Source organism: Streptomyces turgidiscabies Car8, from assembly GCF_000331005.1.
Classification (GTDB): domain Bacteria; phylum Actinomycetota; class Actinomycetes; order Streptomycetales; family Streptomycetaceae; genus Streptomyces; species Streptomyces turgidiscabies.
This window is the reverse complement of record NZ_AEJB01000023.1, coordinates 14,049-37,848: the sequence shown is the minus strand read 5'-3', so window position 1 is coordinate 37,848 and position 23,800 is coordinate 14,049. Positions and strand designations below refer to the sequence as shown.

General features: G+C 70.8%; 23 protein-coding genes. 11 read left to right on the top strand and 12 right to left on the bottom strand.

Features of this window, described 5'->3' with window-relative positions:
• Window positions 1–7: 7 nt before the first annotated feature.
• Genes STRTUCAR8_RS01950 through STRTUCAR8_RS01930 form a run of 5 tightly spaced genes read right to left on the bottom strand, consistent with a single transcriptional unit; the run spans window position 8 to window position 4,283 of the window.
• Entirely contained in the window at window positions 8–958 is a 951-nt protein-coding gene (locus tag STRTUCAR8_RS01950; RefSeq protein WP_006373677.1) for a catechol 2,3-dioxygenase, read from the bottom strand.
• On the bottom strand, window positions 958–2,046 hold the full coding sequence (locus STRTUCAR8_RS01945; protein ID WP_006373674.1) for a 4-oxalomesaconate tautomerase: 1,089 nt from the start codon (window positions 2,044–2,046) through the stop codon (window positions 958–960). Before STRTUCAR8_RS01945 ends, STRTUCAR8_RS01950 begins: the two co-directional genes overlap by 1 nt.
• Before the next feature lie 35 nt (window positions 2,047–2,081).
• On the bottom strand, window positions 2,082–2,837 hold the full coding sequence (locus STRTUCAR8_RS01940; protein ID WP_006373684.1) for a 4-carboxy-4-hydroxy-2-oxoadipate aldolase/oxaloacetate decarboxylase: 756 nt from the start codon (window positions 2,835–2,837) through the stop codon (window positions 2,082–2,084).
• Window positions 2,834–3,583, bottom strand: coding sequence for a PIG-L deacetylase family protein (locus STRTUCAR8_RS01935; RefSeq protein WP_044471473.1), 750 nt, complete (start codon window positions 3,581–3,583; stop codon window positions 2,834–2,836). The genes STRTUCAR8_RS01940 and STRTUCAR8_RS01935 overlap by 4 nt, the downstream gene beginning before the upstream one ends.
• A 49-nt stretch (window positions 3,584–3,632) precedes the next feature.
• Window positions 3,633–4,283, bottom strand: a complete 651-nt coding sequence (locus STRTUCAR8_RS01930) for a GntR family transcriptional regulator (protein ID WP_006373673.1) — start codon at window positions 4,281–4,283, stop codon at window positions 3,633–3,635.
• A 259-nt stretch (window positions 4,284–4,542) separates the two neighbouring features.
• Between STRTUCAR8_RS01930 and STRTUCAR8_RS01925 the strand changes: the two genes are divergently transcribed.
• Entirely contained in the window at window positions 4,543–6,615 is a 2,073-nt protein-coding gene (locus STRTUCAR8_RS01925) for a discoidin domain-containing protein (protein ID WP_044471472.1), read from the top strand.
• Between the two features lie 22 nt (window positions 6,616–6,637).
• Window positions 6,638–7,231 carry a TetR/AcrR family transcriptional regulator gene (locus STRTUCAR8_RS01920; protein ID WP_006373683.1) on the top strand — a complete coding sequence of 198 codons (594 nt, stop codon included), beginning with the start codon at window positions 6,638–6,640 and terminating at the stop codon, window positions 7,229–7,231.
• Window positions 7,232–7,253: 22 nt separating this feature from the next.
• Here the strand turns inward: STRTUCAR8_RS01920 and STRTUCAR8_RS01915 are convergent, their stop codons facing one another.
• The 3 genes from STRTUCAR8_RS01915 to STRTUCAR8_RS01905 form a co-directional block, all read right to left on the bottom strand.
• On the bottom strand, window positions 7,254–7,898 hold the full coding sequence (locus tag STRTUCAR8_RS01915) for an NAD(P)H-dependent oxidoreductase (RefSeq protein ID WP_006373691.1): 645 nt from the start codon (window positions 7,896–7,898) through the stop codon (window positions 7,254–7,256).
• Window positions 7,899–8,028: 130 nt separating this feature from the next.
• Window positions 8,029–9,483, bottom strand: coding sequence for a sensor histidine kinase (locus STRTUCAR8_RS01910; RefSeq protein ID WP_006373692.1), 1,455 nt, complete (start codon window positions 9,481–9,483; stop codon window positions 8,029–8,031).
• Window positions 9,480–10,178, bottom strand: coding sequence for a response regulator transcription factor (locus STRTUCAR8_RS01905; RefSeq protein WP_006373679.1), 699 nt, complete (start codon window positions 10,176–10,178; stop codon window positions 9,480–9,482). Before STRTUCAR8_RS01905 ends, STRTUCAR8_RS01910 begins: the two co-directional genes overlap by 4 nt.
• A gap of 150 nt (window positions 10,179–10,328) precedes the next feature.
• On the opposite strand from STRTUCAR8_RS01905, the gene STRTUCAR8_RS01900 reads away from it, so the two are divergent.
• From STRTUCAR8_RS01900 to STRTUCAR8_RS01890, 3 genes are read left to right on the top strand one after another with little or no spacing between them, the layout of a single operon-like run.
• Window positions 10,329–11,666 (top strand): ferredoxin reductase family protein, encoded by a 1,338-nt coding sequence (locus STRTUCAR8_RS01900; protein ID WP_006373669.1) that lies wholly within the window; start codon window positions 10,329–10,331, stop codon window positions 11,664–11,666.
• A 10-nt stretch (window positions 11,667–11,676) separates the two neighbouring features.
• The gene (locus STRTUCAR8_RS01895; RefSeq protein ID WP_006373682.1) at window positions 11,677–12,402 is read left to right on the top strand and encodes an FMN-binding protein; all 726 of its coding nucleotides are present in this window, start codon (window positions 11,677–11,679) and stop codon (window positions 12,400–12,402) included.
• A 4-nt stretch (window positions 12,403–12,406) separates the two neighbouring features.
• A complete protein-coding gene (locus STRTUCAR8_RS01890; protein WP_006373668.1) occupies window positions 12,407–13,129 on the top strand; it encodes an FAD:protein FMN transferase in 723 nt (240 codons plus the stop codon).
• Between the two features lie 90 nt (window positions 13,130–13,219).
• Here the strand turns inward: STRTUCAR8_RS01890 and STRTUCAR8_RS01885 are convergent, their stop codons facing one another.
• On the bottom strand, window positions 13,220–13,849 hold the full coding sequence (locus tag STRTUCAR8_RS01885; RefSeq protein WP_006373690.1) for an MBL fold metallo-hydrolase: 630 nt from the start codon (window positions 13,847–13,849) through the stop codon (window positions 13,220–13,222).
• Window positions 13,849–14,934: an S-(hydroxymethyl)mycothiol dehydrogenase gene (locus STRTUCAR8_RS01880; protein WP_044471471.1), complete on the bottom strand. Its 1,086-nt coding sequence runs from the start codon at window positions 14,932–14,934 to the stop codon at window positions 13,849–13,851. Before STRTUCAR8_RS01880 ends, STRTUCAR8_RS01885 begins: the two co-directional genes overlap by 1 nt.
• Window positions 14,935–15,137: 203 nt before the next feature.
• Here STRTUCAR8_RS01880 and STRTUCAR8_RS55535 point away from each other — a divergent pair, with 203 nt between their 5' ends.
• Together STRTUCAR8_RS55535 and STRTUCAR8_RS01870 are read left to right on the top strand one after the other, a co-directional pair.
• Window positions 15,138–17,351 carry a rhodanese-like domain-containing protein gene (locus STRTUCAR8_RS55535; RefSeq protein WP_006373670.1) on the top strand — a complete coding sequence of 738 codons (2,214 nt, stop codon included), beginning with the start codon at window positions 15,138–15,140 and terminating at the stop codon, window positions 17,349–17,351.
• Window positions 17,348–18,094, top strand: a complete 747-nt coding sequence (locus STRTUCAR8_RS01870) for a sulfite exporter TauE/SafE family protein (protein WP_006373675.1) — start codon at window positions 17,348–17,350, stop codon at window positions 18,092–18,094. Before STRTUCAR8_RS55535 ends, STRTUCAR8_RS01870 begins: the two co-directional genes overlap by 4 nt.
• Before the next feature lie 99 nt (window positions 18,095–18,193).
• On the opposite strand, the gene STRTUCAR8_RS01865 is transcribed toward STRTUCAR8_RS01870, so the two are convergent.
• Window positions 18,194–18,481, bottom strand: a complete 288-nt coding sequence (locus STRTUCAR8_RS01865; RefSeq protein WP_006373667.1) for a metal-sensitive transcriptional regulator — start codon at window positions 18,479–18,481, stop codon at window positions 18,194–18,196.
• Window positions 18,482–18,545: 64 nt separating this feature from the next.
• Between STRTUCAR8_RS01865 and STRTUCAR8_RS01860 the strand changes: the two genes are divergently transcribed.
• The gene (locus STRTUCAR8_RS01860) at window positions 18,546–19,184 is read left to right on the top strand and encodes a rhodanese-like domain-containing protein (RefSeq protein ID WP_006373695.1); all 639 of its coding nucleotides are present in this window, start codon (window positions 18,546–18,548) and stop codon (window positions 19,182–19,184) included.
• Here STRTUCAR8_RS01860 and STRTUCAR8_RS01855 read toward each other — a convergent pair.
• Complete coding sequence (locus STRTUCAR8_RS01855; RefSeq protein ID WP_006373694.1) at window positions 19,174–19,770, bottom strand: hypothetical protein; 597 nt, start codon at window positions 19,768–19,770, stop codon at window positions 19,174–19,176. The genes STRTUCAR8_RS01860 and STRTUCAR8_RS01855 overlap by 11 nt on opposite strands.
• 256 nt (window positions 19,771–20,026) lie before the next feature.
• Here STRTUCAR8_RS01855 and STRTUCAR8_RS01850 point away from each other — a divergent pair, with 256 nt between their 5' ends.
• The 3 genes from STRTUCAR8_RS01850 to STRTUCAR8_RS01840 are packed head-to-tail and all read left to right on the top strand — an operon-like array spanning window position 20,027 to window position 23,741.
• Entirely contained in the window at window positions 20,027–20,797 is a 771-nt protein-coding gene (locus tag STRTUCAR8_RS01850) for an isopentenyl transferase family protein (protein WP_006373664.1), read from the top strand.
• On the top strand, window positions 20,794–22,161 hold the full coding sequence (locus STRTUCAR8_RS01845; protein ID WP_006373696.1) for an FAD-binding protein: 1,368 nt from the start codon (window positions 20,794–20,796) through the stop codon (window positions 22,159–22,161). Before STRTUCAR8_RS01850 ends, STRTUCAR8_RS01845 begins: the two co-directional genes overlap by 4 nt.
• Window positions 22,158–23,741 (top strand): TIGR00730 family Rossman fold protein, encoded by a 1,584-nt coding sequence (locus STRTUCAR8_RS01840; protein ID WP_158697376.1) that lies wholly within the window; start codon window positions 22,158–22,160, stop codon window positions 23,739–23,741. The genes STRTUCAR8_RS01845 and STRTUCAR8_RS01840 overlap by 4 nt, the downstream gene beginning before the upstream one ends.
• Window positions 23,742–23,800: the final 59 nt, after the last annotated feature.

The window sequence follows — 23,800 nt, the reverse complement described above, 5'->3', positions numbered from 1 at the left end:
GGGGCTGTCAGTCGAGCGGGGGCGTGCCGTGCGTGTGGAAGGACTCGATGGTCTTCAGGCCCCACGCCTGCCCCTTGGCGCGCTCGGCCTGCGTCCAGGTGATCAGCGGCCAGTCGGGGGCGAGTACCAGGCGGGTGAGCGGGTTGCACAGTTCGACGCGGTTGCCGCCCGGTTCGTAGACGTAGAGGAAGAACGTCTGCTGGATGGCGTGCTTGTGCGGGCCGGTCTCGATGTGCACGCCGTTGTCCAGGCACAGGTCGGCGGCGCGCAGGATGTCCTCGCGGGTGTCGGTGGCGAAGGCGATGTGGTGGAGGCGGCCGGTGGAACCGGACCAGTCCTCCGTGTAGACGATGTCGTACGACTTGTCGGTGAACGTCAGCCACTGGGCGGCCAGGCGTCCTTCGTCGAGGACGATCTGTTCGGTGGGGCGGGCGCCGAGGACGTGCTGGATGAAACCGGCGTTCGGTTCGACCGCTGCGGCGAGGAAGTTGACGTGGTCGAGGCGGCGGACGCCGACGCCTGTCGCGGGTTTGGCCTGGGGCTGGTTCTTGAGGCCGGGCCGCAGCTCGGGCGGCGCCTCGTACCACTCACTCTCCCAGTACAGGGCGATCTCGTGACCGTCGGGATCGGTGGTGACGTACAGCGGGCCGAGGCCGGGTTCGTCCTCCACCCAGCGGCCGGGGCGGCCGGCGCTCTCCGTCTCCTTGACCCTGCGCCGAAGCGCCTCCTCGCTGGAGGCGCGCAGGGCGGTGCGGCGGATGCCGGAGGTCGAGTGGGCGGTGAGGGTGAGGCTGTGGTGCTCGTAGTCGTCCCAGGTCCTCAGGTACACCGAGTCGCCGGAGCGGCCGTTCTCGGTCAGGCCGAGGATCGTGGTGAAGAACCGGACGCTCGCGTCGAGGTCGGGGGTGAGCAGTTCGACGTGGCCGAGGTGGGCGATGTCGCCGAGCGGCGGGGTCATCAGCGGCTCCTGACAGAGGAAGGGTCAGCGGGGAGATCGGTGGGAGGGGCGGCCGGGCGGGGGTAGACCGTGCCGTCGAAGATCTTGCGGGCGGTGCGGACGACGGCCGTGCGGTGCGCGACCGGGACGGGGCCGTCTGTGTCGACGACGGATTCGAGGTCCAGGAATCCGGTGGGGTGTTCGATGCGGAGCGGTTCGTCCTCGTGGGTGGGGAGACGCGCCACGCCCTGGCCGACGCCGCCGGGCAGGCGCAGGCCGGCGGCGACGCTCGCGGCGCCGAGCACGCCGATCGCCGCGTGGCAGCGGACCGGGATGAAGGTGCGGGTCATGACGGTGCCGCCGCGGGCGGGCGGCGCGAGCAGGGTGAGCTTGGGCACGGTCGTCGCGGAGACGTCGCCGAGGCCCATCAACTCGCCTGCCGCCAGCCGGATCTCGTGCAGCCGCTCGTTGAGGGTGACGTTCTCCTCCAGGTCCCTCGGGTCCTCGTAGCCGGTGACCTGGAGTGCGGAGGCGGCGATCAGCACGGTCGGCATGCCGTTGTCGACGCAGGTCACCGGTGTTCCGGCGACGATGTCGCGGGCCCGGCCGGTCGGCAGCAGGGGGGCACTCCCCCGCTCGAACCCGATCGTGACCGGAGCGGCGCCACCGGGCACACCGGAGATCTCGGTCGTGCCCGTCCGGACGACCTGCCCGGCTGTTGTCGGAAAGGTCACGGTGGCGTGGTCGCCGCTGTTGACCATGCGGATGCGTACGGAGGCCAACTCCTCCCCGGCCGCGACCAGTCCGCGTTCCACGGCGAACGGTCCGACGCCCGCGAGCAGGTTCCCGCAGTTCTGACTGCTCGTCACTGTTGGCTGGTCCACGCCGACTTGGAGGAAAAGGTAGTCGACGTCGGCCTGTGCGTCGGACGAGCGGGAGACGACGGCCACTTTGCTGGTGAGGGGGTGCGCTCCGCCGAGTCCGTCGATCTGGCGGGGGTCGGGGCTGCCCATGACCCGCAGCAGCAGATCGTCGCGGGCGGCAGGGTCGTCCGGCAGGTCCTCGGCGAGGAAGTAGGCGCCCTTGGAGGTGCCGCCACGCATCAGCATGCAGCGCAGGCCCTCCTCCTCCGGGCGGGGCGTGCTCACGGGCGGGTTCCCGGTCCGGCGTCCCGGTCGGCTTCCGCGCCGGTCTCCGGGTCGGCGGCCCGCGCGTACTCCTCGTACGACTGGTAGCGCACCTCCAGCCGTACGAGGGTCTCGCGCAACCCGTACCGGTCCAGGCCCAACTGGCCGTCGGCGAAGGCGAGTCGGGACGATTCCTCCTTCGCCGTGCGGGCCTGGGACGCCTTGACGGCCTCGGCGGAGCGCTGCCGGGGCACGACCATGACGCCGTCGTCGTCGGCGATGATCACGTCGCCGGGGCGGATCTGCTGGGCGCCCACCACGACGGGGACGTTGACCGATCCGCCCGTCGCCTTGACGGTGCCCTGCGCGGAGACCGCCGCCGACCAGACGGGGAAGCCCATGGCGCGTAGCTCGGCGGTGTCGCGCACCCCGGTGTTGATGACCAGGCCGCGTACGCCCCGGCGTTGCAGCGCGGTGGCGAACAGTTCGCCGAACAGGCCGTCCGTGCAGGGGGACGTGGTGGTGACGACCAGGATGTCGCCCTGGGCGCACTGCTCCACGGCCGCGTGGATCATGAGGTTGTCGCCGGGCCAGCACAGGGCGGTGACGGCGGTGCCCGCGATGCGGACGTCCTGCTGGATCGGGCGCAGGGCGGGGCCGAGGAGACCGGTGCGTCCCAGTGCCTCGTGGACGGTGGCCACGCCGTAGGCGGCCAGCGCCTCGACGTCCCCGGCGGCTGCGCGGGGCGGGTCGGTGACGATCACGCCGCTCATGCCAGTTCCCCCGTGACCTGCGGGTAGGGGCGCATGTACGCCTCGCCGTAAGTGGTGTGCGGCAGGCCGAGGTTGGGGCCGGCGTTGCGCTTGAGCTGGACGCCGCGCCGTTTCGCGAGGTCGGTGTAGTAGTCCCACAGATGCTGCTGGGCGGGCAGGCACTCCATGGCCTTGCGCTTGGTGTCGAACACCTCGGTGATGTCGAGCAGCACCTGCGGGGTGAAGTCGCACATCTCCGGCTGGTGGGGTTCGAAGAAGAACACCGGTGGCGCGCCCAGGACTTCACCGGGGGCGGGGTAGCCGATGGCCTGGGCGAGGACGCGCGCGTCCAGGGCCATCCGGGAGGCGGCGGGGTGGTCGGCGTTGTAGGGGTCGGACAGCGGGTGGGTGAGGACCACGTCGGGCTGGGTGTCGCGGTAGATGCCCACCAGCCGGTCGGTCAACTCGGGTGTGGCGAGGAGGGGGTAGTCGCCGGCGTCGAGGAAGCGGACCTCTGCGCCGAGCGCGGCGGCGGCCTGCTCGGCCTCGGTCCGGCGTATCCCCTTGATCTCGTCGAGCGACCTGCCCTCGCGCCAGGCCTTGGCCGACTCGCCGCGCTCCCCGTACGACAGGCACGCGATGACGACCTTCTCGCCGCGCGAGGCCGCCAGGGCGATGGCACCCCCCGCCCGCCAGACGAAGTCACCGGCGTGTGCGCTGATCACCAGCGTCGAGCGAGCGGCGGCGGGCGCCGCACCGTGTGTCATGGCAGAGATCTCCTTGGTGGACGGCTTCGGTCGGCCCACCCCGGCGGCGTCATTCGCGCAATGCGGCGATCACGCTCGTGAGATGGGCCCGAGCGGCCGTTTCGGCCGCCTGCGGGTCCCTGGCGGTGATCGTCTCGATCATGGCCAGGTGTTCACCCAGGGAGTGCTGGGGCCGCCCCGGTCGCAGCGCGAGCTGGAAACGGTGGCGCACCAACTGGGCGTTGAGCTTCTCCAGCAGTTCCACGGCCGTCCGCTGGCCGGAGAACTGTCTGATCCGGGCGTGCAGTTCCTGGTTGAGCTCGGAGTACGTGACCGGCTCGCCGTCGGCCACGGCCTTGGCCATCGCCTCGCCGATACCGGTCAGTTCGGCCAGTTGGTCATCGGTGGCCGCCACGGCCGCCTTGGCCGCGCACAGCCCTTCGAGGACCATCCGGCATTCGGTGATGGCGACCGCTTCCTCCACGGTCACCACCCGCACCCGCGAGCCGCGGTTGCGGATCCGTTCGACGAGTCCCTCCGACTCCAGCTCGATCAGCGCCGCCCGGACGCTGGCCCGTGTCACACCGAACTGCTCGGCGAGTTCGTTCTCCACCAGCCGCTGGGCCGGCGCCATGTCGCCGCGCAGGATCGCCTGCCGCAGCCGCTCCAGCGCGTGCTGCCTGGCCTGCTCTCCGGTGCCTGGACGGGCTTGGTTCGGCATGTGCCCTCCTGAGTGAGTGCCTGTCGACGCTAAATCTAGACCGACAACATTGTCAACAATATTGTTTTCCATGTTCACGCCCAGGTCACGTACCGATCTCACACAGGCCGTGCACAGGTAACGCACTGAAATCCACCCGCTACGGCCACTCCGCCTATCAGGTCAAGCGTCCCGGACTATTGACTCCGTCACCCTGCCGTAGCGATCCTCATCACAGGCTTTGCGCGAGCCATGACAACCTTTTGCGAGGACGTGAGTGATGACCGAACCTGCCTTCCCGCCTCGCCCGCGTCGCGGTCGCGGACCCCTGACCGTGCTGCCCCTCCTGCTCGCCGTACTGGCGCTGATGCTCGGTACCGGGCCCAGCTCGGCGGCCGGCACGGACTGGTGGACGCCGACCGCGCGCCCGACGCCCGACTCCCAGATCAATGTCACGGGTGAGCCCTTCAAGGGCACCAACTCCCGGGGCGAGGTACAGGGGTTCGTCGACGCGCACAACCACCTGTTCTCCAACGAGGCATTCGGCGGGCGGCTCATCTGCGGGAAGGTCTTCTCCACCAGCGGGATCGCCGACGCGCTCAAGGACTGTCCCGAGCACTACCCGGACGGCACCCTCGCGATCTTCGACTACATCACCCACGGCGGCGACGGCAAGCACGACCCGGTCGGCTACCCGACGTTCAAGGACTGGCCCGCGTACGACTCGATGACCCATCAGGCGAACTACTACGCCTGGATCGAGCGCGCCTGGCGCGGCGGCCAGCGCGTGCTGGTCAACGACCTGGTCACGAACGGCATGATCTGCTCGATCTACCCGTTCAAGGACCGCAGCTGCGACGAGATGACCTCCATCCGTCTCCAGGCGAAACTGACCTACCAGCTCCAGGACTTCGTCGACGCCCAGTACGGCGGCACCGGCAAGGGCTGGTTCCGGATCGTCACCGACAGCGCGCAGGCCCGTGAGGTGATCAAGCAGGGCAAGCTGGCGGTCGTCCTCGGTGTCGAGACGTCCGAGCCCTTCGGCTGCAAGCAGATCCTGGACATCGCGCAGTGCAGCAAGGCCGACATCGACAAGGGCCTCGACGAGCTGTACGGCCTCGGTGTGCGCAGCATGTTCCTGTGCCACAAGTTCGACAACGCCCTGTGCGGGGTGCGGTTCGACGAGGGCGGTCTCGGTACGGCGATCAACGTCGGCCAGTTCCTGTCGACGGGCACCTTCTGGCAGACGGAGAAGTGCACGAGCGCGATGCACGACAACCCCATCGGCGGCGCCACGGCGACCGACGCGACGGAGGATCTGCCGGCGGGCACCGAACTGCCGACGTATTCCTCGGACGCGCAGTGCAACAAGCGCGGGCTCACCGCGCTCGGTGACTACGCCGTGCGCGGCATGATCAAGCGCAAGATGATGCTGGAGATCGACCACATGGGGGTCAAGGCCGCCGGTCAGGCGATGGACATCTTCGCGGCGGAGGCCTACCCCGGCATCCTCTCCTCGCACAGCTGGATGGACCTCAACTGGACCGACCGGGTCTACGGTCTCGGCGGTTTCATCGCCCAGTACATGCACTCCTCCAAGGAGTTCGTCGCGGAGGCCGCGCGCACCGACGCCCTGCGCACCAAGTACGACAAGGGCTACGGCTACGGCACCGACTTCAACGGCATCGGTGACCACCCCGCCCCGCGCGGCACCGACACCGGTACGACGGTGACGTACCCCTTCACCAGCGTCGACGGCGGCTCGGTGATCAACCGGCAGACCACGGGTTCACGCACCTGGGACATCAACACGGACGGTGCCGCGCACGTCGGCCTGATCCCGGACTGGATCCAGGACATCAAGCAGGTCGGTGGCGCGGACGCGGTGAGCGACCTGTTCCGGGGCGCCGAGTCCTACCTCGACACCTGGGGCGCCTCGGAGACCCACAAGGCCGGGGTGAACCTCGCCAAGGGCGTGACGGCGACGGCCAGTTCGTCGGAGTCGAACCCGTTCACCAGCTACCAGCCCGACCGGGCCGTGGACGGCGACTCGGGCAGCCGCTGGGCGAGCGACTGGAGCGACGACCAGTGGCTCCAGCTCGACCTCGGGGCGACCAACCTGGTCAAGCGAGTCACCCTCGACTGGGAGAAGGCGTTCGGGAAGTCGTACCGCGTCGAACTCTCCACCGACGGTACGACCTGGCAGACCGCCTGGTCCACGACTGTCGGCGACGGCGGCCTGGACACCGCGCAGTTCTCGGGGATCCCTGCCCGCTATGTGCGCGTCCACGGACTGGATCGGGGCACTGACTGGGGATACTCACTCTACGAAGTAGGTGTCTACAGCAGCTGAGTTCCACATCTAGGGGGAGTCCATGGCACGCAAGCCGTCGGCAGAGAGGCGCCGGCAGCTGACCGAAGCGGCCATCCGCGCGATGACCCGGGACGGCGTCCCCAGGACGACGACCCGGTCCATCGCGGCCGAGGCAGGCGTGTCACTGAGCGTCTTCCACTACTGCTTCGACTCCAAGCAGGCCCTGATCGAGTCGGTCATCACGACGATCATGGACGACTACGTCGATGTGGTGCGTGAGGCGATCCAGCCCCAGTCCACCCTGCGGGAGACGATCAGGGCGGGCTTCAGGGCGTACTGGGACCATGTGGCGGCCCACCCGGGCCGGCACATGCTGACGTACGAACTCACCCAGTACGCCCTGCGCGAGCCGGAGTTCACGCATCTGGCCCGTCGGCAGTACGAGCTGTACGCCGAGACGTACGCCGAACTGCTGGAGCAGCTGCGCGAGACCATGGCGTTCGAACTGAGCGTGCCCGTCCCGGTGTTGGCCCGCTATCTGGCCGCGATGACGGACGGGCTGACGCTCAACTTCCTGGCCCTGGGCGACGAGAAGGCCTGCGCGGAGATCCTCGACACGGTCTCCGACCATGTGGCCGCCCTCGTACGGGAGTAGCCCGTACGGGAGTCCGCGCCCGCTACGGAGTTACCGCCAGCAGCCGTTCGGCGTACTCCGTGAGGTACTCCTCCCGCTGTTTCGCCGACGCCTCCCCCGGAGCGCGGGCGACGAACGGCGGGAGGACGTCGAAGCCGAGGCAGCCGAGGATGCCGTGGTGGATGGGCCAGAGGGCGCGGTCCAGGTCCTCGTCGGTACCGTCCTGGCCGTACAGGCCTGAGGTGGTGCCCGTGGTCGTGCACACCAGGGCGCGTCTGCCCTTCAGCGGGCCGGTGCCGTAGGCGCGTCCCTCTCCGTAGGCGAAGCCGCGGGCCATCGTGCGGTCGATCCAGCCCTTGAGGATGGCCGGCATTCCGGACCACCACAGCGGGAACTGGAGGATCAGCAGATCGCACCGGGTGACCTTCTCCTGCTCCGCGAGGACGTCGGGCGGGGTCTCGTGCTCCGCCGACACGCGTTCCTGTTCGGCGGTGACATCCAGGAAGTCGGGGTCGGTCCAGACGCCGGGGAAGTCCTCGGCGTCGAGCGCCGCCTTCCAGCCGAGCCGGTACAGGTCGCTGACCACGACCTCGTGCCCGGCCCGCTTCAGGACGTCCACGGCTCTGACCTTCAACGCGCCGTTGAACGAGCAGAGTTCGGGGTGGGCGAAAACGATCAGTACGTTCACAGTGGGGGGTCTCCTCAGATCGTCCGTGCTGAGCCGTCGGACCGAGTCGTCGTATTCAGTTGAATCGTTGTGTTCGGTTGGGTCTTGGTGTTCGGTCGGGTCGTTGTACTCGCATTGCTGTCCGGTTCGATCAGCTGTCCAGTGGCCTGTCCGTCCCGTCCGTCCTGTTCAGCGGGATGCGCAGGGTGAAGGCGGTCTCCCCGGTGACGCTGGTCACGTCGAGGGTGCCGCCGTGTGCCCGGACCAGGGACAGCGCGACCGCGAGCCCGAGCCCGCTGCCGCCCCGGTCACGGCTGCGGGCCTTGTCGACGCGGTAGAAACGGTCGAAGACCCGGTCCTGGTCGGCGGCCGGGATGCCGGGGCCCGCGTCGGCGACCCGGACCACCGCGTGGCCGTCGTCGACTCCCACCTCCAGGGACACCGCTGTTCCGGCGGGCGTGTGCACGGCCGCGTTGGTCAGCAGGTTGTCCAGGACCTGCCGGATACGCAGCGGGTCGAGACGCAGCCGCAGTTCCTTCGGGGGTGCCGTCACCGTCAGGGGACGCTCCGGGTGGCCCGCGCGGAAGGCGTCCGCCGCCTGGCCGGCCAGTTCGACCAGGTCGGCGCTCTCCGGGCGCAGCGGGGTCTCGACCTGGGCCGCGTCCAGCCGGGCGAGCAGCAGCAGGTCGTCGAGCAGGACGCCCATCCGGGCCGCCTCGGCGCGCAGCCGGGCCAGGTGCCTGTCCCGTTCACCGGGCTCGTTGGCGGCGGCGTACTGGAAGAGATCCGCATAGCCCCGTACCGACATCAGGGGTGTACGCAGCTCGTGCGAGGCGTCGGCGACGAAGCGGCGGAGGCGCTGTTCGGCCTCGGTGCGCACGGCGAGCGAGTCGTCGATGTGTTCGAGCATGGTGTTGAACGCGGTGCGCAGTTCCTCGACCTCGGGGCCGCCGTCGCCCCGGTCGGCGCGTACGGGCAGCCGGGCGGAGTCGGTGAAGTCGTGGGAGGTGATGCCGCGGGCGGTGTGGGCCATGTCACTGAGGGGCCTGAGGCCGCGCCGCAGCACCGCGCGGCCGAGGACCACGAGGCCCAGGAGGGCGAGTGCGAAGGCGACGACCTGGACCGTGACCAGCCGGTCCATGGTGTTCTCCATGTCCTCCAGGGGCGCCGCGGTGACCAGGACGACCCCGTCCTCGACCTCGCAGGCGCGCAGCCGGTAGGACTCCCCGCCGATCCGCGCCGTGCGCAGCACGTCGGCGCCGGAGGTCCGCACGGCGTCGGCGGTGGCGCGGAGTTCACTGGCGTCCGGCGGGACGTCGGCGGGCTTGCGGAGGACAGGTTCGGGGCCCGAGATCTTGTACGAGGCGCTGTACCAGCCCCAGTAGGGCTTGTCCTGGACGCCGCCGTACGCCATCACGTCCTTGGCCTGGCTGGTCTGGACGTGCGTCATCTGGTCGCTGAGCTGGCGTACCAGGTAGTCCCGCATGTACATCGACAGCGAGGCGCCGACGACGGCGAACACGACCAGCGAGAGCACGCCCATGCCCAGCGCCAGCCGCGTGCCCAGCCGCAGCCTGCGGTAGTTCTCCCGGCAGCGGCGGATCACTCGCCGACCTGCCGGACCACGTAGCCGACGCCCCGCACGGTGTGGATCAGCGGTTCGTCGTGCTGGTCGGGGTCGTCGAGCTTGCGGCGCAGCCTGCTGACGACCAGTTCCACGACGTTGGACCGGCCGCCGAAGCCGTACTCCCAGACGTGGTCGAGGATCTGTGCCTTGGTGAGGACGGTCGGCGACTTGCGCATCAGGTAGCGCAGCACCTCGTACTCGGTCGGGGTGAGGGTGAGCCGTTTGTCGCCGCGTCTCACCTCGCGGGTGTCCTCGTCCATCGTCAGGTCGGCCACCTGCAGCACGGACCGCTGGAAACCGGGGCCGGCGCTGCGGCGCAGCACGGTCCGCAGCCTGGCCATCAGCTCCTCCACGGCGAAGGGTTTGACCAGGTAGTCGTCGCCGCCCCGGGTGAGGCCGGCGACCCGGTCGGCGACCCCGTCACGGGCGGTGAGGAAGACCACGGGAACCATCGTGCCCGACAGCCGCAGCCGGTCGAGCACGGCGAAGCCGTCGAGGCCCGGGAGCATCAGGTCGAGCACCACGATGTCGGGACGGAACTCGGCGGCCCTGGTCAGCCCCTCCTCACCGGAGTACGCGGCGACCGCCTCCCAGCCCTCGTAGCGGGCGACCGTCGCGACCAGGTCGGCGATGGGGGGATCGTCGTCCACGACGAGAAGTCGTACTTTCTCCACGTGCTCATACTGCTGCACGCCGCTCGCAGCGCCATAGCTCCCTCCCCCTGAACGCGTGATCGATAACAACTTGAAAGTCCAACGACAGCTGAATGACAGCTACCGTCGGTCAGACTCGGGGTCCCTGGACCCGATCAAGGAGCACTGTCCGTGACGACCGTCCAATCGCCTCCCGCGCCCCCCACGGCGATACGACCCAAAGTGGTGGCCCGCACGGGTCTGTACGCCGTGCTGGCCGCCAATGTCGCCGTCGTGACCGTCTTCTTCGCGCAGGCCGGGTTCGCGTCGAACGCGCTGATCGTGCTGGGCCGGCTCGCCGGACTGTACGGCGCCCTCTTCATGGCCTTCCAGCTGGTGCTGGTGGCCCGGCTGCCGTGGCTGGACCACCGCATCGGCATGGACCGGCTGACCACCTGGCACCGCTGGGTCGGCTTCGGCCTGCTGTGGACCCTGATGTCCCACGCCGTGTTCATCACCTTCGGCTACGCCGAGGGCACCAGCATGGGCCCGGTCGACGAGCTGGTGGAGCTGGCCGAGACCACCGAGGGCGTGCTCCGCGCGATCGTCGCCCTCGTCCTGATCATGGTCATCGGAGCGGTCTCGGCGCGCTACGCCCGCCGCCGACTCGCCTACGAGACCTGGCACTTCATCCACCTGTACACCTACGTGGCGGTGGTCCTGGCCTTCACCCACCAGGTCGGTGTCGGTACGACGTTCACCTCGTCGTCCGCCGCCACCACGTACTGGTGGGTTCTGTGGAGCGTGGCGCTCGGTTCCGTCTTCCTGGGCCGGGTGGTGCTGCCGCTGCGCAAGAACCTCCGGCACCAGCTGCGTGTCTCGGCCGTCGTCCCCGAGGCCGACAACGTCGTCTCGATCTACATGACCGGCCGCGACCTCGACAAGCTGCCCGCCCGCGCCGGCCAGTTCTTCCTCTGGCGGTTCCTCACCAAGGACCGCTGGTGGCAGGCGAACCCGTTCTCGCTGTCGGCGGCGCCCGACGGCAGGTCACTGCGCCTCACCGCGAAGGTGGCCGGTGACGGCACCGCCGCCCTGCGGCACATCCCGGTCGGTACCCGGGTCTTCGCCGAGGGCCCGTACGGCGCGTTCACCGCGATGCACCGGACCCGGCCGGAGGCCGTCCTCATCGCCGGCGGGGTGGGCGTCACGCCGATCCGCGCGCTGCTGGAGGAGATCCAGGGCCACGCCGTGGTCATCTACCGGGTCGCCCGGGACCAGGACGCCGTCCTCTACGAGGAGCTGCGGGACCTCGCGCACGCCAAGGGTGCCGAGCTGCACCTGGTGAGCGGGCCCGTCGTCCCCGACAGGCTGGCACCGGCCGCGCTGGCCGAGCTGGTGCCGGACATCGCGGACCGCGACGTCTTCCTGTGCGGGCCGCCGCCGATGATGAACGCGGTGCTGCGCAGCCTGCGGGAGCTGGGCGTGCCCCGGTCGCAGACCCACTTCGAGCGCTTCAGCCTGGCCGGATAAGAGGAACGTCGTGAAACGAGCACTACCTGTACTGGTCCTCAGCATCGCGGGCCTGGTCCCCGTCTGGCTCTACGAGCCCTCGCTGGGCATCACCTCCTCCGAGGCCTCGACCCCGTCCGTGTCGTCCTCGACCTCGTCCTCCGGCTCCTCCGGAACGTCGTCCGGGGTCGTCACCGGAACCACCGTGACCACCGAGAAGGGTGACGTCCAGGTCGAGGTCACCTTCGCGGGCTCCAAGATCTCCTCGGTGCGGATGCTGAAGCAGCCGAACCACCCGCAGACCACCGCCGCCGTACCGGTCCTGATCAAGGAGACGCTGGCCGCGCAGAGCGCCGACATCGACACCGTCTCCGGCGCCACCATCACCAGCGACGGCTACCGGGAGTCCCTCCAGGCCGCCATCGACTCCCAGGCGGACTCCGCCGCGTCGTCCCCGTCGCCGTCCACGTCCACGTCGGCCCCGGCCGCGGAGTCCGCGTCCAAGGTCGTCTCCGGGACCGCCGTGGACACCGAGAAGGGCACCGTGCAGGTCGAGGTGACCTTCGAGGGCGACAAGATCGCCTCCGTGAAGATGCTGCAGCAGCCGAACCACCCGCAGACCACGGCCGCCGTACCGGTCCTGATCTCGGAGACCCTCGCCGCGCAGAGCGCCGACATCGACACCGTCTCCGGCGCCACCATCACCAGCGACGGCTACAGGGAGTCCCTCCAGGCCGCCATCGACGCGAAGGGCTGAGGAGATGCGGCGCGTCGAGCACATCATGGGGTTCCCGATCTCGCTGCGGATCGATGACGAGAACCCTCCGGCGCAGGCGGCCGACGCCGTGTTCGCCTGGCTTCACGAGGTCGACGCGCGGTTCAGCCCCTTCAAGCCCGACAGCGAGGTGTCCCGCCTCGACCGGGGCGAACTGGAGTCCGGCGCACTCAGCGCCGACCTCACCGAGGTGCTGGGCCTGTGCGAGGAGTACCGGGTCTCGACGGGGGGCGCGTTCGACGTACGGCTGCCCGGCCGGGGCCTCGATCCGTGCGCGATGGTGAAGGGCTGGGCGGTGCAGCGGGCGGCGGAACTGCTGGAGGGTGCGGGTGTACGGACGTACTGCCTGAACGCCGGCGGTGACGTGGTCGCCGCCGGGCGCCCCTGGCGGGTCGGTGTACGGCATCCCGAGCACGCCGACCAGCTGTGCACGGTGCTGGAGATCACCGAGGGGGGTGTGGCGACCTCCGCCCGCTACGAGCGGGGCGACCACATCCTCGACGGTCGCACCGGCCGCCCGGCGACCGGACTGCTGAGCCTGACCGTAGTCGCCCCCACCCTCACCGAGGCGGACGCGACGGCGACGGCCGCGTTCGCGATGGGCGCGGAGGGCATCGACTGGGCCGCCGCGCGCGAGGGCTGCGAGGTGTTCGCGGTGGACGCCGACCGGCAGGTGCTCCGGACGCCGGGTTTTCCGGTCGCTGCCTGAACCGCGCCTCTCCGCTGTGTACATCCCTGTGAGCGCCCTCCGTCGTGACGGTGGGCGCCCACAGGCGTGCGGTGTCCGGGTCCGTGGCCGTCAGTGGCCCCGGGTGATCCACTCCTGGAGGTGCGGCGCCTCGGCCCCGATCGTGGTGGGATCGCCGTGCCCGGTGAGGACCTTCGTCTCGGGCGGAAGGGCGAGCAGCCGGTCCCGGATCGAGTCGATGATCGTCGGGAAGTGGGAGTAGGAGCGGCCGGTGGCACCCGGGCCGCCGTTGAAGAGGGTGTCGCCGGTGAAGACCGTGCCGAGCCCCGGGTCGTACAGGCAGACCGCGCCCGGTGCGTGTCCGGGCGTGTGCAGCACCGTCAGATCGGCGCCGGCGGCCTCGATCACCTGGCCGTCGGCGAGCCAGGCGTCGGGGTCCCGGTCCGGGTGGGTCTGCTTCCACAGCGGCAGGTCGTCGCGGTGCAGCCAGATGGTGGCACCGGTGCGCTCGGCGAGCGCCGGGGCCGCGTCGATGTGGTCGTTGTGGGCGTGGGTGCACACGATGGCGGTCAGGCGCCGGTCGCCGACGGCCGCCGCGATGGCGTCGGCGTCATGGGCGGCGTCGATGACGATCGCCTCGTGGTCGTCGCCGATGATCCACACGTTGTTGTCGACGTCCCAGGTGCCGCCGTCGAGGCTGAACTGCCCTGAGGTGACGAGGCGTTCGATGCGCGCGGCCATCACAGCACCACCACGGAACGCAGTACGTCGCCGCCGTGCATCCGCTCGAACGCCTTCTCCACCTCGTCGAGTCGGATGGTCTCCGTCACGAACTTCGCGAGGTCCAGGCGGCCTTGGAGGTGCAGGTCGATGAGCATCGGGAAGTCACGGGAGGGCAGGCAGTCGCCGTACCAGGACGACTTCAGTGAGCCGCCCCGCCCGAAGACGTCGATCAACGGGAGTTCGAGTTTCATCTCCGGCGTCGGCACCCCGACCAGCACCACGGTCCCGGCGAGGTCACGGGCGTAGAAGGCCTGCTTGTACGTCTCCGGGCGGCCGACCGCCTCGATGACCACGTCGGCGCCGAATCCGCCGGTCAGTTCCTGGATCGCCTCGACCGGGTCGGTCTCCTTGGAGTTGACGGTGTGCGTGGCGCCCATCGTGCGGGCAGTGGCCAGCTTCCGGTCGTCGATGTCCACGGCGATGATCTTCGCGGCACCCGCGAGGTTGGCCCCGGCGATCGCGGCGTCGCCGACCCCACCGCAGCCGATGACGGCGACCGTGTCACCGCGACCGACGTTCCCGGTGTTGATGGCGGCGCCGATCCCGGCCATGACGCCACACCCCAGCAGCCCGGCGACAGCCGCCGAGACGGACGGGTCGACCTTGGTGCACTGCCCGGCCGCTACGAGGGTCTTCTCGGCGAAGGCGCCGATACCGAGGGCCGGGGAGAGTTCCGTGCCGTCGAGGAGGGTCATCTTCTGCTTGGCGTTGTGCGTGTTGAAGCAGTACCACGGGCGCCCACGCAGACAGGCCCGGCAATTCCCGCACACAGCACGCCAGTTGAGGATCACGAAGTCACCGGGAGCCACGTCCGTGACCCCCTCCCCCACCGACTCCACGACCCCGGCGGCCTCGTGGCCGAGCAGGAAGGGGAAGTCGTCGTTGATCCCGCCCTGCTTGTAGTGCAGGTCGGTGTGACACACGCCGCAGGCCTGGATCTGGACCACGGCCTCGCCCGGACCGGGGTCCGGCACGACGATCGTCTCGACCCGCACCGGTTCGTTCTTACCCGGTGCGATCACGCCGCGTACTTCCTGCGCCATGGTGCTGGACCCTTCCATCGGCCAATGTTCGGTTCTTCGCTCCGACCCTACGTGCGACCGATCGGTAACGGCACGTCGGCACGTCCACCGTGGAGCTCGCCTCCAGAATACCCCCGGGGGTACCTCTGCTACGGTGAAACACATACCCCCGGGGGTAATTTCCCAGGGGTCCCTGACGGTTCACGAGGGAGAGGAGTGGCGCCATGTATTTCGTCGACCGCATCGAGGTGCCGGGGCTGGGAAATCGCGGCTATCTGGCGGGCGGGCCGCACCGGGCCCTGGTGGTCGATCCGCCTCGGGACATCGACCGGGTGATCGAGGCCGCCGCCCGACGGGGTGTGCGGGTCACGCACGTCGTCGAGACACACGTCCACAACGACTACGTCACCGGCGGCCTGGAACTGGCCCGGATCACCGGCGCCGCCTACCTCGTTCCGGCCGGCGCGCGGGTCGCCTACGACCGGGTGCCGGTCATGGACGGGGACAGCGTGGAGGTCGAGGAGGGGCTGGTGCTGCGCGCGCTGGCCACGCCCGGGCACACCCCGCACCACACCGCGTACGTCCTGGAGGAGGACGGCCGGTCGGTGGCCGTGTTCACCGGCGGTTCGTTGCTGATCGGCACGGTCGGGCGGCCGGATCTGGTCGAGCCTCGGCTCACCGGGGAACTGGCCCGCGCGCAGTACGACTCGGCGCACCGGCTGGCCGCCGAACTCCCGGACGAGACGGCCGTGTTGCCCACCCACGGGTTCGGCAGCTTCTGTTCCGCCGGGACGGCGACGGGCGACGCCACGACCGTCGGACAAGAACGCGTCACGAACGAGGCGCTGGTCAAGGACGTCGACATGTTCGTCGCCGACCTGCTGGCCGGGCTGGACGACGTGCCGGCGTACTACGCGCACATGGGCCCGGTGAACTCCGAGGGCCCCGCGCCGGTGGATCTGACGCCGGCGGCCCCTGCGGACGCCGTGGAGATCGCGGCGCGGCTCGCCGCCGGGGAGTGGGTGGTCGATCTGCGCAGCCGGGTCGCGTTCGCCGAGGGGCATGTCGCCGGGTCGGTCAACTTCGAGGCGACGGGGCAGCTCGCCACCTATCTGGCGTGGCTGCTTCCCTGGGGCAGGCCGGTCACGCTGCTCGCCGAGTCGACGTCCCAACTCGCCGCCGCCCAGCGGGAACTGGTGCGGGTCGGCATCGACCGACCGGCCGCCTCCGCGACCGGCTCCCCCGCGACATGGCTACGACCGGGCGAACACCCCCGCACCTTCCCACGCGCCACGTTCACCGACCTGGCGCACCATCTCGTGGCCCCGGAGAGGGAGTTGCCACAGGCCGACAGCAACCGCCCCGACACCACCACCACAGACTCCCCCACCGCTCAGCCAGCACCGGACGGACAACCGCACTCCCTTCCGGACGCCACGGAGCCCACCGACCCCCCGAGCCACCGCGCGGACGCGCAGGGCCAGTTGACGCAGGTCGACAGCAACCGCCCCGACACCACCACTGACTCCCCCGCCGTTCCACCCCGGCCGGGCGGCCAGTCACGCTCCCTTCCCCGCGCCGGTCTCGCGGGTCGGTGGCGTGAGGGGGTCGTGATTCTGGATGTGCGGCGCGACTCCGAGCGCCTGGGCGGCCATGTCGCCGGTTCGCTGCACATTCCGCTCCACGAGGTGCGTGACCGGCTCGCGGAGATACCCGACGGGACGGTGTGGGTGCACTGTGCGGGCGGGATGCGGGCCGCGATCGCCGCCTCGCTGCTGGCTGCGGCGGGCCGCGCCGTGGTCGCCGTCGACGACGGCTTCGCCGCCGCCCGTGAGGCCGGGCTCCCCATGGCCCGGGTCACCCCGGCCGAGGCGCACGAGCTCACCGGCGCGGACCGGACGGCCGTACTCGTGGACGTACGGGAGGCCGAGGAGTGGACCGCGGGGCATGCCGTCGGCGCGGTGCACGCGCCGCTGTCGGCGCTGGCGGCGGGGGCTTCGCTGCCTGGGTCCGTACAGGGGCGCCCGCTGATCGCGATCTGCCGCTCCGGCAAGCGTTCCCGCGAGGCGGCGGCCCTGCTCACGGCGCGCGGCGCGGAGGTCTCGGACGTGGTCGGCGGCATGCGGGCGTGGGCGGAGGCGGGCCTGCCGCTGGTGGCGGAGAGCGGGCCCGCGGCGGAGGCTCGCCTGCGTGAAACGAACGGGAGCGGACCGGTGACAGAGCCTCGCCTGCCCGTAGCCCACGGGAACGGGGCGCCGACGGAGGCGGGCCTCCCCATGGCCAACGGGAGGAGGTTGCCTTCAGAGGCGCCCCTGCCCGGAGTGAGCGGGAGCAGGCCGGCCGTGGCGGGCCCGCCGGCGGCCAACGGGGGCAGGCCGCCTGCGCAGGTGCGCCCGCCGGTGGCGGATGCCGGCGCCGAGGGTGGACCGGTCACGTGAGTGCGTACGTTCTCGCGCTGTTCGCCGGGGCCGTCACCGGTCTCGCGCTGGGGGCGCTCGGGGGCGGCGGCAGTGTGCTGGCCGTGCCCGCGCTGATCTATCTGCTCGGTTTCACCCCGGCGGCGGCCACCACCGCGAGCCTGGCCGTGGTCACCGTCACCTCCGCCACCGCACTGGCCGCGCACGCCCGTGCGAACGCCGTCGAGTGGCGGGCCGGGGCCGTGTTCGCGGCGGCGGGTCTGGTGCCCGCGACGGTCGGCGGGGCGATCAGCGGGTATGTGCCATCCGCACTGCTGACCGGCGCGTTCGCGGTGATCGCCGGACTCGCCGCGTACCGCATGCTGCGCCCCTCGGCGTCCGTACGGGAAGGGGTGCCGGTGCGGCCCGTCCAGGTCGCTCAGGCGGGCGCGGGGCTGGGAGCGGTGACCGGGGTGCTGGGCGTGGGCGGCGGCTTTCTCGCCGTACCGGCGCTGGTGAACGTCGTCGGACTGCGGATGCGGAACGCTGTCGGGACGAGCCTGCTGGTCATCACCGTCAACTCGCTGGCCGCGTTGGTGGCCCGCTCCGGCACCGCGACCCGCGTCGACTGGACGCTGGTCGCGCCCTTCGCCGGGGCCGCGATCCTCGGCGCGTGGGACGGCAAGCGGCTCGCGGGCCGGGTCTCCGGCGGTCGGCTCCAGCGGATCTTCGCCTGGGTGCTGCTGGCCGTGGCCCTGTTCATGCTGGCCGACGCGCTGGTGTGATCGCCGGCCGACTGCCGATCACCCCCCTGTCCACCGCTCTGCCCCTGCCCGCTACTCGCCACTGACCACCGGCGCCTGCCACTCACCCCTCGAACACATTCACGCCAACGACAGGAACAACTTCTCCAGTCGGGCCCGCATCTGCTCCTTCGTCTCACCGTTCCGCCCGGCCGCCTCCACGTCGGTCAGGCACTGCTGGAGTCCGGTCGCGATGATGGCGAAACCCGCCCGGTCCAGGGCACGCGAGGCGGCGGCGAGCTGTGTGACGACCTCCTCGCAGTCACGGCCTTCCTCGATCATCCGGATCACCCCGGAGATCTGCCCCTGCGCCCGGCGCAACCGATTCAGCACCGACTTGAGCTCAGCACCCTCGAACTGCAGTTCCACGATCACTCCTCTACATACCCGTGGGGGTATTTTACCTCCACCCCACGAAAGGATCCCAGACCCCATGACCGCTCCCGTCGCCCTCGACACCGACCAGGCCCGTACCCGCCTGCCCCACCTGACCGTCGTCGACGTCCGCACCCCGGGCGAGTTCGCCTCCGGCCATCTTCCCGGCGCCCACAACATCCCCCTGGACCACATCCGCCGCGCACTGCCCGTCCTCAGGGAGGCGGCGCACCAGGGTGAACTCCTCGTCGTCTGCGCCTCCGGCGCCCGCTCCGAGTCCGCCTGCTCCGTCCTCGCCGAGAACGGCGTGCCGGCCATGACCCTGTCCGGCGGCACCCAGGGCTGGCGGGATCAGGGGCACACGCTGCAGCACCCGGCGACCGAGGCCCGCGCCGCCTGGTCCATGGAACGCCAGGTCCGCTTCACCGCGGGCGGCCTCGTCCTCGCGGGTCTCGGGCTGGGCCGCCTGCACCCCGCCTGGCGGCTGCTGGCCGCCGGGGTCGCGGGCGGCCTCGTCTTCTCGGCCGTCAGCAACACCTGCGGCATGGCCCATCTGCTGTCCAGGCTGCCGCACAACCGGCTCCGCCCCGCCGACCTCGACGCCACCCTCACCGCTCTCGCCCGGCGGTCCCGGGAGCGCGCCGGGTCCACCGGTTCGGCCGAGCAGGCGCAACACGCCGCAGGCGTCAGCGCATGAAGTCCCGGACGGCCCGGGCGAGTTCGCACTCGTCCAGGCCGTCCGGCCCACCGAGGGCGAGCAACCGGTGCGGGACGTGGACCAGCGTGCCGGCGATGTGATGGGCCGAGGTGCCACGCGGGCAGGGCTCCACCAGCACCACGTCGGCATGGTCGGCGGCGAGCACGGCCGTACGCAGTCCGACCTCGTCGAAGGGGCGGACGACAGCCGTGTAGAGAACGGCGAGGTCCAGTCCGGCCGTGGCCCGCAGCACCGGGTCGAGCGTGGCACCCACCGCGAGCACCACACCGGCGCCCCCTTCCCGGACGAGCTCGAGGCCGTCTGTCGCCCCGCAGTGCGGTTCGGCGTTGGACTCGGCGGACACATGGACGTACGTCCGCTCGCCACGAGCCATGGCGGTCAGCACGGCCCGCCGTACCTCGTCGGGATGGCCGGGGACGTACAGGGTCCAGCCGGGGCGGGCGGCGAACCTGGCGAGTTCCGACGGGACACCGAAGCCGACGAGGATTCTGGCGTCCGGGCGGGCCTCGTCACCTCCCGGGAGCGGCAGGGCGTCGGCGGCGGCGAGCAGCATCTCGGATTGCACGGAGTCCTCCTGAGTAAGAACCTGAGCACAGCGTTAGGAGTTCATTAAAAAAAGGGGGCCGACGTGGCCTTCCCACTGCTGCAGATCCCCCGGAATTCCCCCTTCCACGCCGAATTTCTCGACCTTTAACAAGCACGGGGAAATGTGGTTGTTTCTTTGCTCTGCCGAGACAGTGAGCTGGTGTTGACGCGTGTCAGGCCGTGCTTCTCTTGTCCGTGCTCAGCAAACGGTCGCACGAATCGGGAGGGAAACTCAGATGGGCGAGATTCCAGCGGACTGCACGGTTCGTCCCTATGTTCATCTCATCGCCGGGCCGACAGGGGCGGGAAAGAGTGCCGTCGCCAACGACCTGGCCCGGGTCACCGGGGCGCCGGTCGTCGTCGCCGACCGGCTCCAGTGCTTCACGGACCTGGCCACCACGAGCGCCCGGGCGGGTGCGCAGGCCCCGGGTGTGCGGCGGTACTGGCTCGCGGACCGGACCGTCGCCGACGGCGACCTGGACGCCGCCGCAGCCGCGGACTCCCTGTTCGGACTGGTCGAACGGCTGGGCTCCCGGCATCCGTTCGTGATCGTCGAAGGCGGTTCGATCTCGCTGCTGAAGGTGCTGGCCGCACGGTGCGCCGCGCTGCCCTGGCAGCTGTCGGTACGGGTGCTGCCGCTGCCCGCGTACGGCGACTACATCGAGGCGCTCACCTGCCGGGCACGGACGATGCTCGCTCCGCCCACCCCCGAGCGCAGCCTCCTGGAGGAGCTGGCGGTGCTCTGGGCCGACCCCCGGCACCGGCGTTTCGCGGCATCCGTCAACGGTTTCGAAGCCGTTTTGGAATGCTGCGCGAAATATTCACTGAATGTAGGGACCATCCACAAACAGGCGCCACCCGATCCGATACGGTCCCAGATGGCTTCCCTGATCGCCCTTCGGCACGCGGAACACGGCATTCTGCAGAGTCGCGTGTTCACCGAAACTTTCGGAAGTCGCCTACCTGAACAGATCCTCGATCCGAGCGTGCTGGGGCGTGCCGCGTGAAGGGAACGACGGACATCGATTCCGGGCCGGATCACCTCGTTCCGTTCCCTGACTCCGCCGCCTGCGACATGGTCCGGGCCGCCGACGACTTCGGTCATATCGTCGGTACGCGACCGCTCGGCGTGCTCACCCCCGCGTCCGTGGCCGAGCTGCGGGGATTCGTCACGTCGGCCGCCGCGCACGGTCTGCCGGTCGCCGCCCGGGGCGGCGGGTACTCCGTCTACGGCCAGGGGCAGGCCGAGGGCGGGTACGTCGTCGACCTGAGCGCTCTCGACGAGGTGCGCTGCGCGCCCGCCGCACGGACGCTCACCGCCGGAGCGGGCGCCCGCTGGAGCGAGGTGGTCCGGGCCGCCCTCGCGGAGGGACTCTCCCCGCCCGTGCTCCCCGACCACCTCGGCGGCAGTGTCGGCGGGCTGCTGAGCACCGGGGGGCTGGGCGGTTCCAGTCACCGGCACGGTCTGGTCGCCGACCACGTGCGGGAGCTGGACGTGGTGACGGGCGCCGGCGCGGAGGTGACCTGCTCGCGCGAGCGCCACCCGGACCTGTTCGACGCGGTGGTGGCGGGCCTCGGCCAGTGCGCGCTGATCGTGCGCGCCACGCTCGACCTGGTGCCCGCGCCCACCCTCGTGCGCCGCTTCCGCCTCTACCACCACTCCCCCGGCACGTTCTTCGCCGACCAGCGCGCACTGGCCCGCGACGACCGCTTCAGCCATGTGTGCGGCCAGGCGCGCCCCGCGCTCGGTGGCGCATGGGACTACATGATCGAGGCCGTGGCCCCGTGCGCCGGCCGACTGCCCTGTGACGACACCCTGCTGACCGGCGGCCTGGGGCACGACCGGGAAACGGAGGAGATCGAGAACCTCTCCTACGAGGAGTTCCTGCGGCGCATAGACCGCGACGAGCGGATCCTGCGCACCACCGGCGAGTGGCAGCGCCCCCATCCCTGGCTGACGCTGCTCCTCCCGGAGGAGGCTGCTCCCTCCTTCGTACCGACGGTGCTTGCCGACCACGCGCAGCGCGGCCTGCGCGCCTGCGGAGCGGTCCAGCTGCGTCCGCTCACCTCCCGGACCCTGCGCGCCCCGCTGCTGCGCAGGCCGCCCGGTGAACTCCTGTGCCTGCTCTCCCTGATGCGCACGGCACCGCCGGGCGCCCCCGAGAACGTACGGGAGGCGGTCGCCGCCAACCGGGCACTGTACGAGCGGGCGCGTGCGCTCGGTGGTGTCCTGCACCCGACCAGCGCGCTGCCGATGACCTCCGGGGACTGGCGGGCGCACTTCGGCCCCGTCTGGGAGACCCTGGCCCGCGCGAAGGACCGCTACGACCCGCGTTCCGTCCTGACCCGGGGGTACGGGCTGTGGCCATGACCGCCGTCACCGTCTTCTGCGGCGCCTCCCCCGGGCACCGCCCCGGCCACCGGGAGACCGCCGCCGCACTGGGCCGCGCCCTCGCGAAGGCGGGCCTGCGGCTCGTCTACGGCGGGGCCCGCACCGGCCTCATGGGCGCGCTCGCGGACGCCGCGCTGGACGCCGGCGGCCGGGTCACCGGTGTCGTACCGCGCCGGCTGCTGCCGTACGAGATCGCGCACACCGGACTCAGCGAGCTGGAGGTGGTCGCGGACATCCATGAACGCAAGGCGCGCATGGCGGAGTCGGGCGACGCGTTCGTGGCGTTGCCGGGCGGCCTCGGTACGGCGGAGGAACTGCTGGAGGTGCTCGCCTGGGCGCAGCTGCGCATCCATCACAAGCCGTGCCTGCTGCTCGACCCGTACGGCTTCTACCGTCCGCTGCTGGCCTTCCTGGAGCACGCGCGGGACGAGGGCTTTCTGCATCCCGGGGATCTTGAACGGATCGTGGTGTGCGAGTCGGCCGAGGAGGTGGTGGCTCAACTGACCCGTCCCGTGCGGCAGTCGGGCACTGGGACGGTTCCGGCGCGGGCAACTCCCCTAGGACGGAGCCCTGTCCGTGGCCGGACCGCCTTCCTGTTCTCGGGCGCCGGGTCCCAGCGTCCGGGGATGGGGCGTGAACTCCACGACGCCTTCCCGGTGTTCGCGGCGGCGCTGGAGGAGGTGTGCGCGGGCCTCGACCCCTGTCTGGACGTACCGCTGCTGGACGTGATGTTCGCGGAGGCCGGGACGCGCACAGCCGCACTGCTGGACCGGATCACGTTCGGAAATCCGGCGATCTTCGCGCTCCAGGTCGCGCAGTTCCGGCTGCTGGAGAGCTGGGGGGTACGCCCGGACGTGCTGTTCGGGTACTCGGCCGGGCGGATGGCCGCCGCCCATACCGCCGGAGTGTTCTCCCTGGCGGTCGCCTGCCGTGCGGTGGGCACGCTGTCCCGGCTGATGGGCGCGTTGCCGAAGGGGGGTGCGATGGCGGCGGTGGAGGCGTCTGTACAGGAGTTGCGCCTGGGGTCCGGAGTGGTGGTCGCGGCCGTCAACGGACCCCGGGCGGTCGTGGTCTCGGGCGACCGCGATGCGGTGGCGGCCGTACGGGAGGAGTGGGCGGAGCGCGGTCGGCGGACGGCGGCGCTGCGCACCGATGTCGCCGCGCACTCACCGCACTTCGACCCGTTCCTCGACGAGTACCGTCGCACCCTGGAAACGCTCGACCTGTGCGCACCCGCTGTGCCCCTCGTCTCCGACATCACGGCGAAATTGGTCGGCACCGAGGCGACGGCACCGGAGTTCTGGGTGCGGGAGCTGCGCGAGCCGGTGCGATTCGCGGACTCCGTGGCCCTGTTGCGGGGACGGGGTGACCACGTATATCGAACTCGGCCCGGGCGAGGTGCTGGCCGGTCTGCTGACGGCTGTCTGCCGGGCGGGGAGACGACACCCCTCGTCCTCACGACGGCCCGGGACTGGCGGGCGCTGCACGGAGAACACCCGGTAGAAGAACACACGGCAGAAGAGTTCACGGTGAAAGGGCCCTCCGCACACGGGGGATGACCGCCCCTCCGCTTCCCCGGCCGCCGACGTAGGGTGAATGTCCGCCGACCGCCGAGGAG

What these genes read in the sequence shown, in the direction of transcription:
- STRTUCAR8_RS01950 (WP_006373677.1), bottom strand. Translation starts at nt 958, where the DNA reads ATGACCCCGCCGCTCGGCGACATCGCCCACCTCGGCCACGTCGAACTG.
- STRTUCAR8_RS01945 (WP_006373674.1), bottom strand. Translation starts at nt 2,046, where the DNA reads ATGCTGATGCGTGGCGGCACCTCCAAGGGCGCCTACTTCCTCGCCGAG.
- STRTUCAR8_RS01940 (WP_006373684.1), bottom strand. Translation starts at nt 2,837, where the DNA reads ATGAGCGGCGTGATCGTCACCGACCCGCCCCGCGCAGCCGCCGGGGAC.
- STRTUCAR8_RS01935 (WP_044471473.1), bottom strand. Translation starts at nt 3,583, where the DNA reads ATGACACACGGTGCGGCGCCCGCCGCCGCTCGCTCGACGCTGGTGATC.
- STRTUCAR8_RS01930 (WP_006373673.1), bottom strand. Translation starts at nt 4,283, where the DNA reads ATGCCGAACCAAGCCCGTCCAGGCACCGGAGAGCAGGCCAGGCAGCAC.
- STRTUCAR8_RS01925 (WP_044471472.1), top strand. Translation starts at nt 4,543, where the DNA reads ATGACCGAACCTGCCTTCCCGCCTCGCCCGCGTCGCGGTCGCGGACCC.
- STRTUCAR8_RS01920 (WP_006373683.1), top strand. Translation starts at nt 6,638, where the DNA reads ATGGCACGCAAGCCGTCGGCAGAGAGGCGCCGGCAGCTGACCGAAGCG.
- STRTUCAR8_RS01890 (WP_006373668.1), top strand. Translation starts at nt 12,407, where the DNA reads ATGCGGCGCGTCGAGCACATCATGGGGTTCCCGATCTCGCTGCGGATC.
- STRTUCAR8_RS01885 (WP_006373690.1), bottom strand. Translation starts at nt 13,849, where the DNA reads ATGGCCGCGCGCATCGAACGCCTCGTCACCTCAGGGCAGTTCAGCCTC.
- STRTUCAR8_RS01880 (WP_044471471.1), bottom strand. Translation starts at nt 14,934, where the DNA reads ATGGCGCAGGAAGTACGCGGCGTGATCGCACCGGGTAAGAACGAACCG.
- STRTUCAR8_RS55535 (WP_006373670.1), top strand. Translation starts at nt 15,138, where the DNA reads ATGTATTTCGTCGACCGCATCGAGGTGCCGGGGCTGGGAAATCGCGGC.
- STRTUCAR8_RS01860 (WP_006373695.1), top strand. Translation starts at nt 18,546, where the DNA reads ATGACCGCTCCCGTCGCCCTCGACACCGACCAGGCCCGTACCCGCCTG.
- STRTUCAR8_RS01850 (WP_006373664.1), top strand. Translation starts at nt 20,027, where the DNA reads ATGGGCGAGATTCCAGCGGACTGCACGGTTCGTCCCTATGTTCATCTC.
- STRTUCAR8_RS01840 (WP_158697376.1), top strand. Translation starts at nt 22,158, where the DNA reads ATGACCGCCGTCACCGTCTTCTGCGGCGCCTCCCCCGGGCACCGCCCC.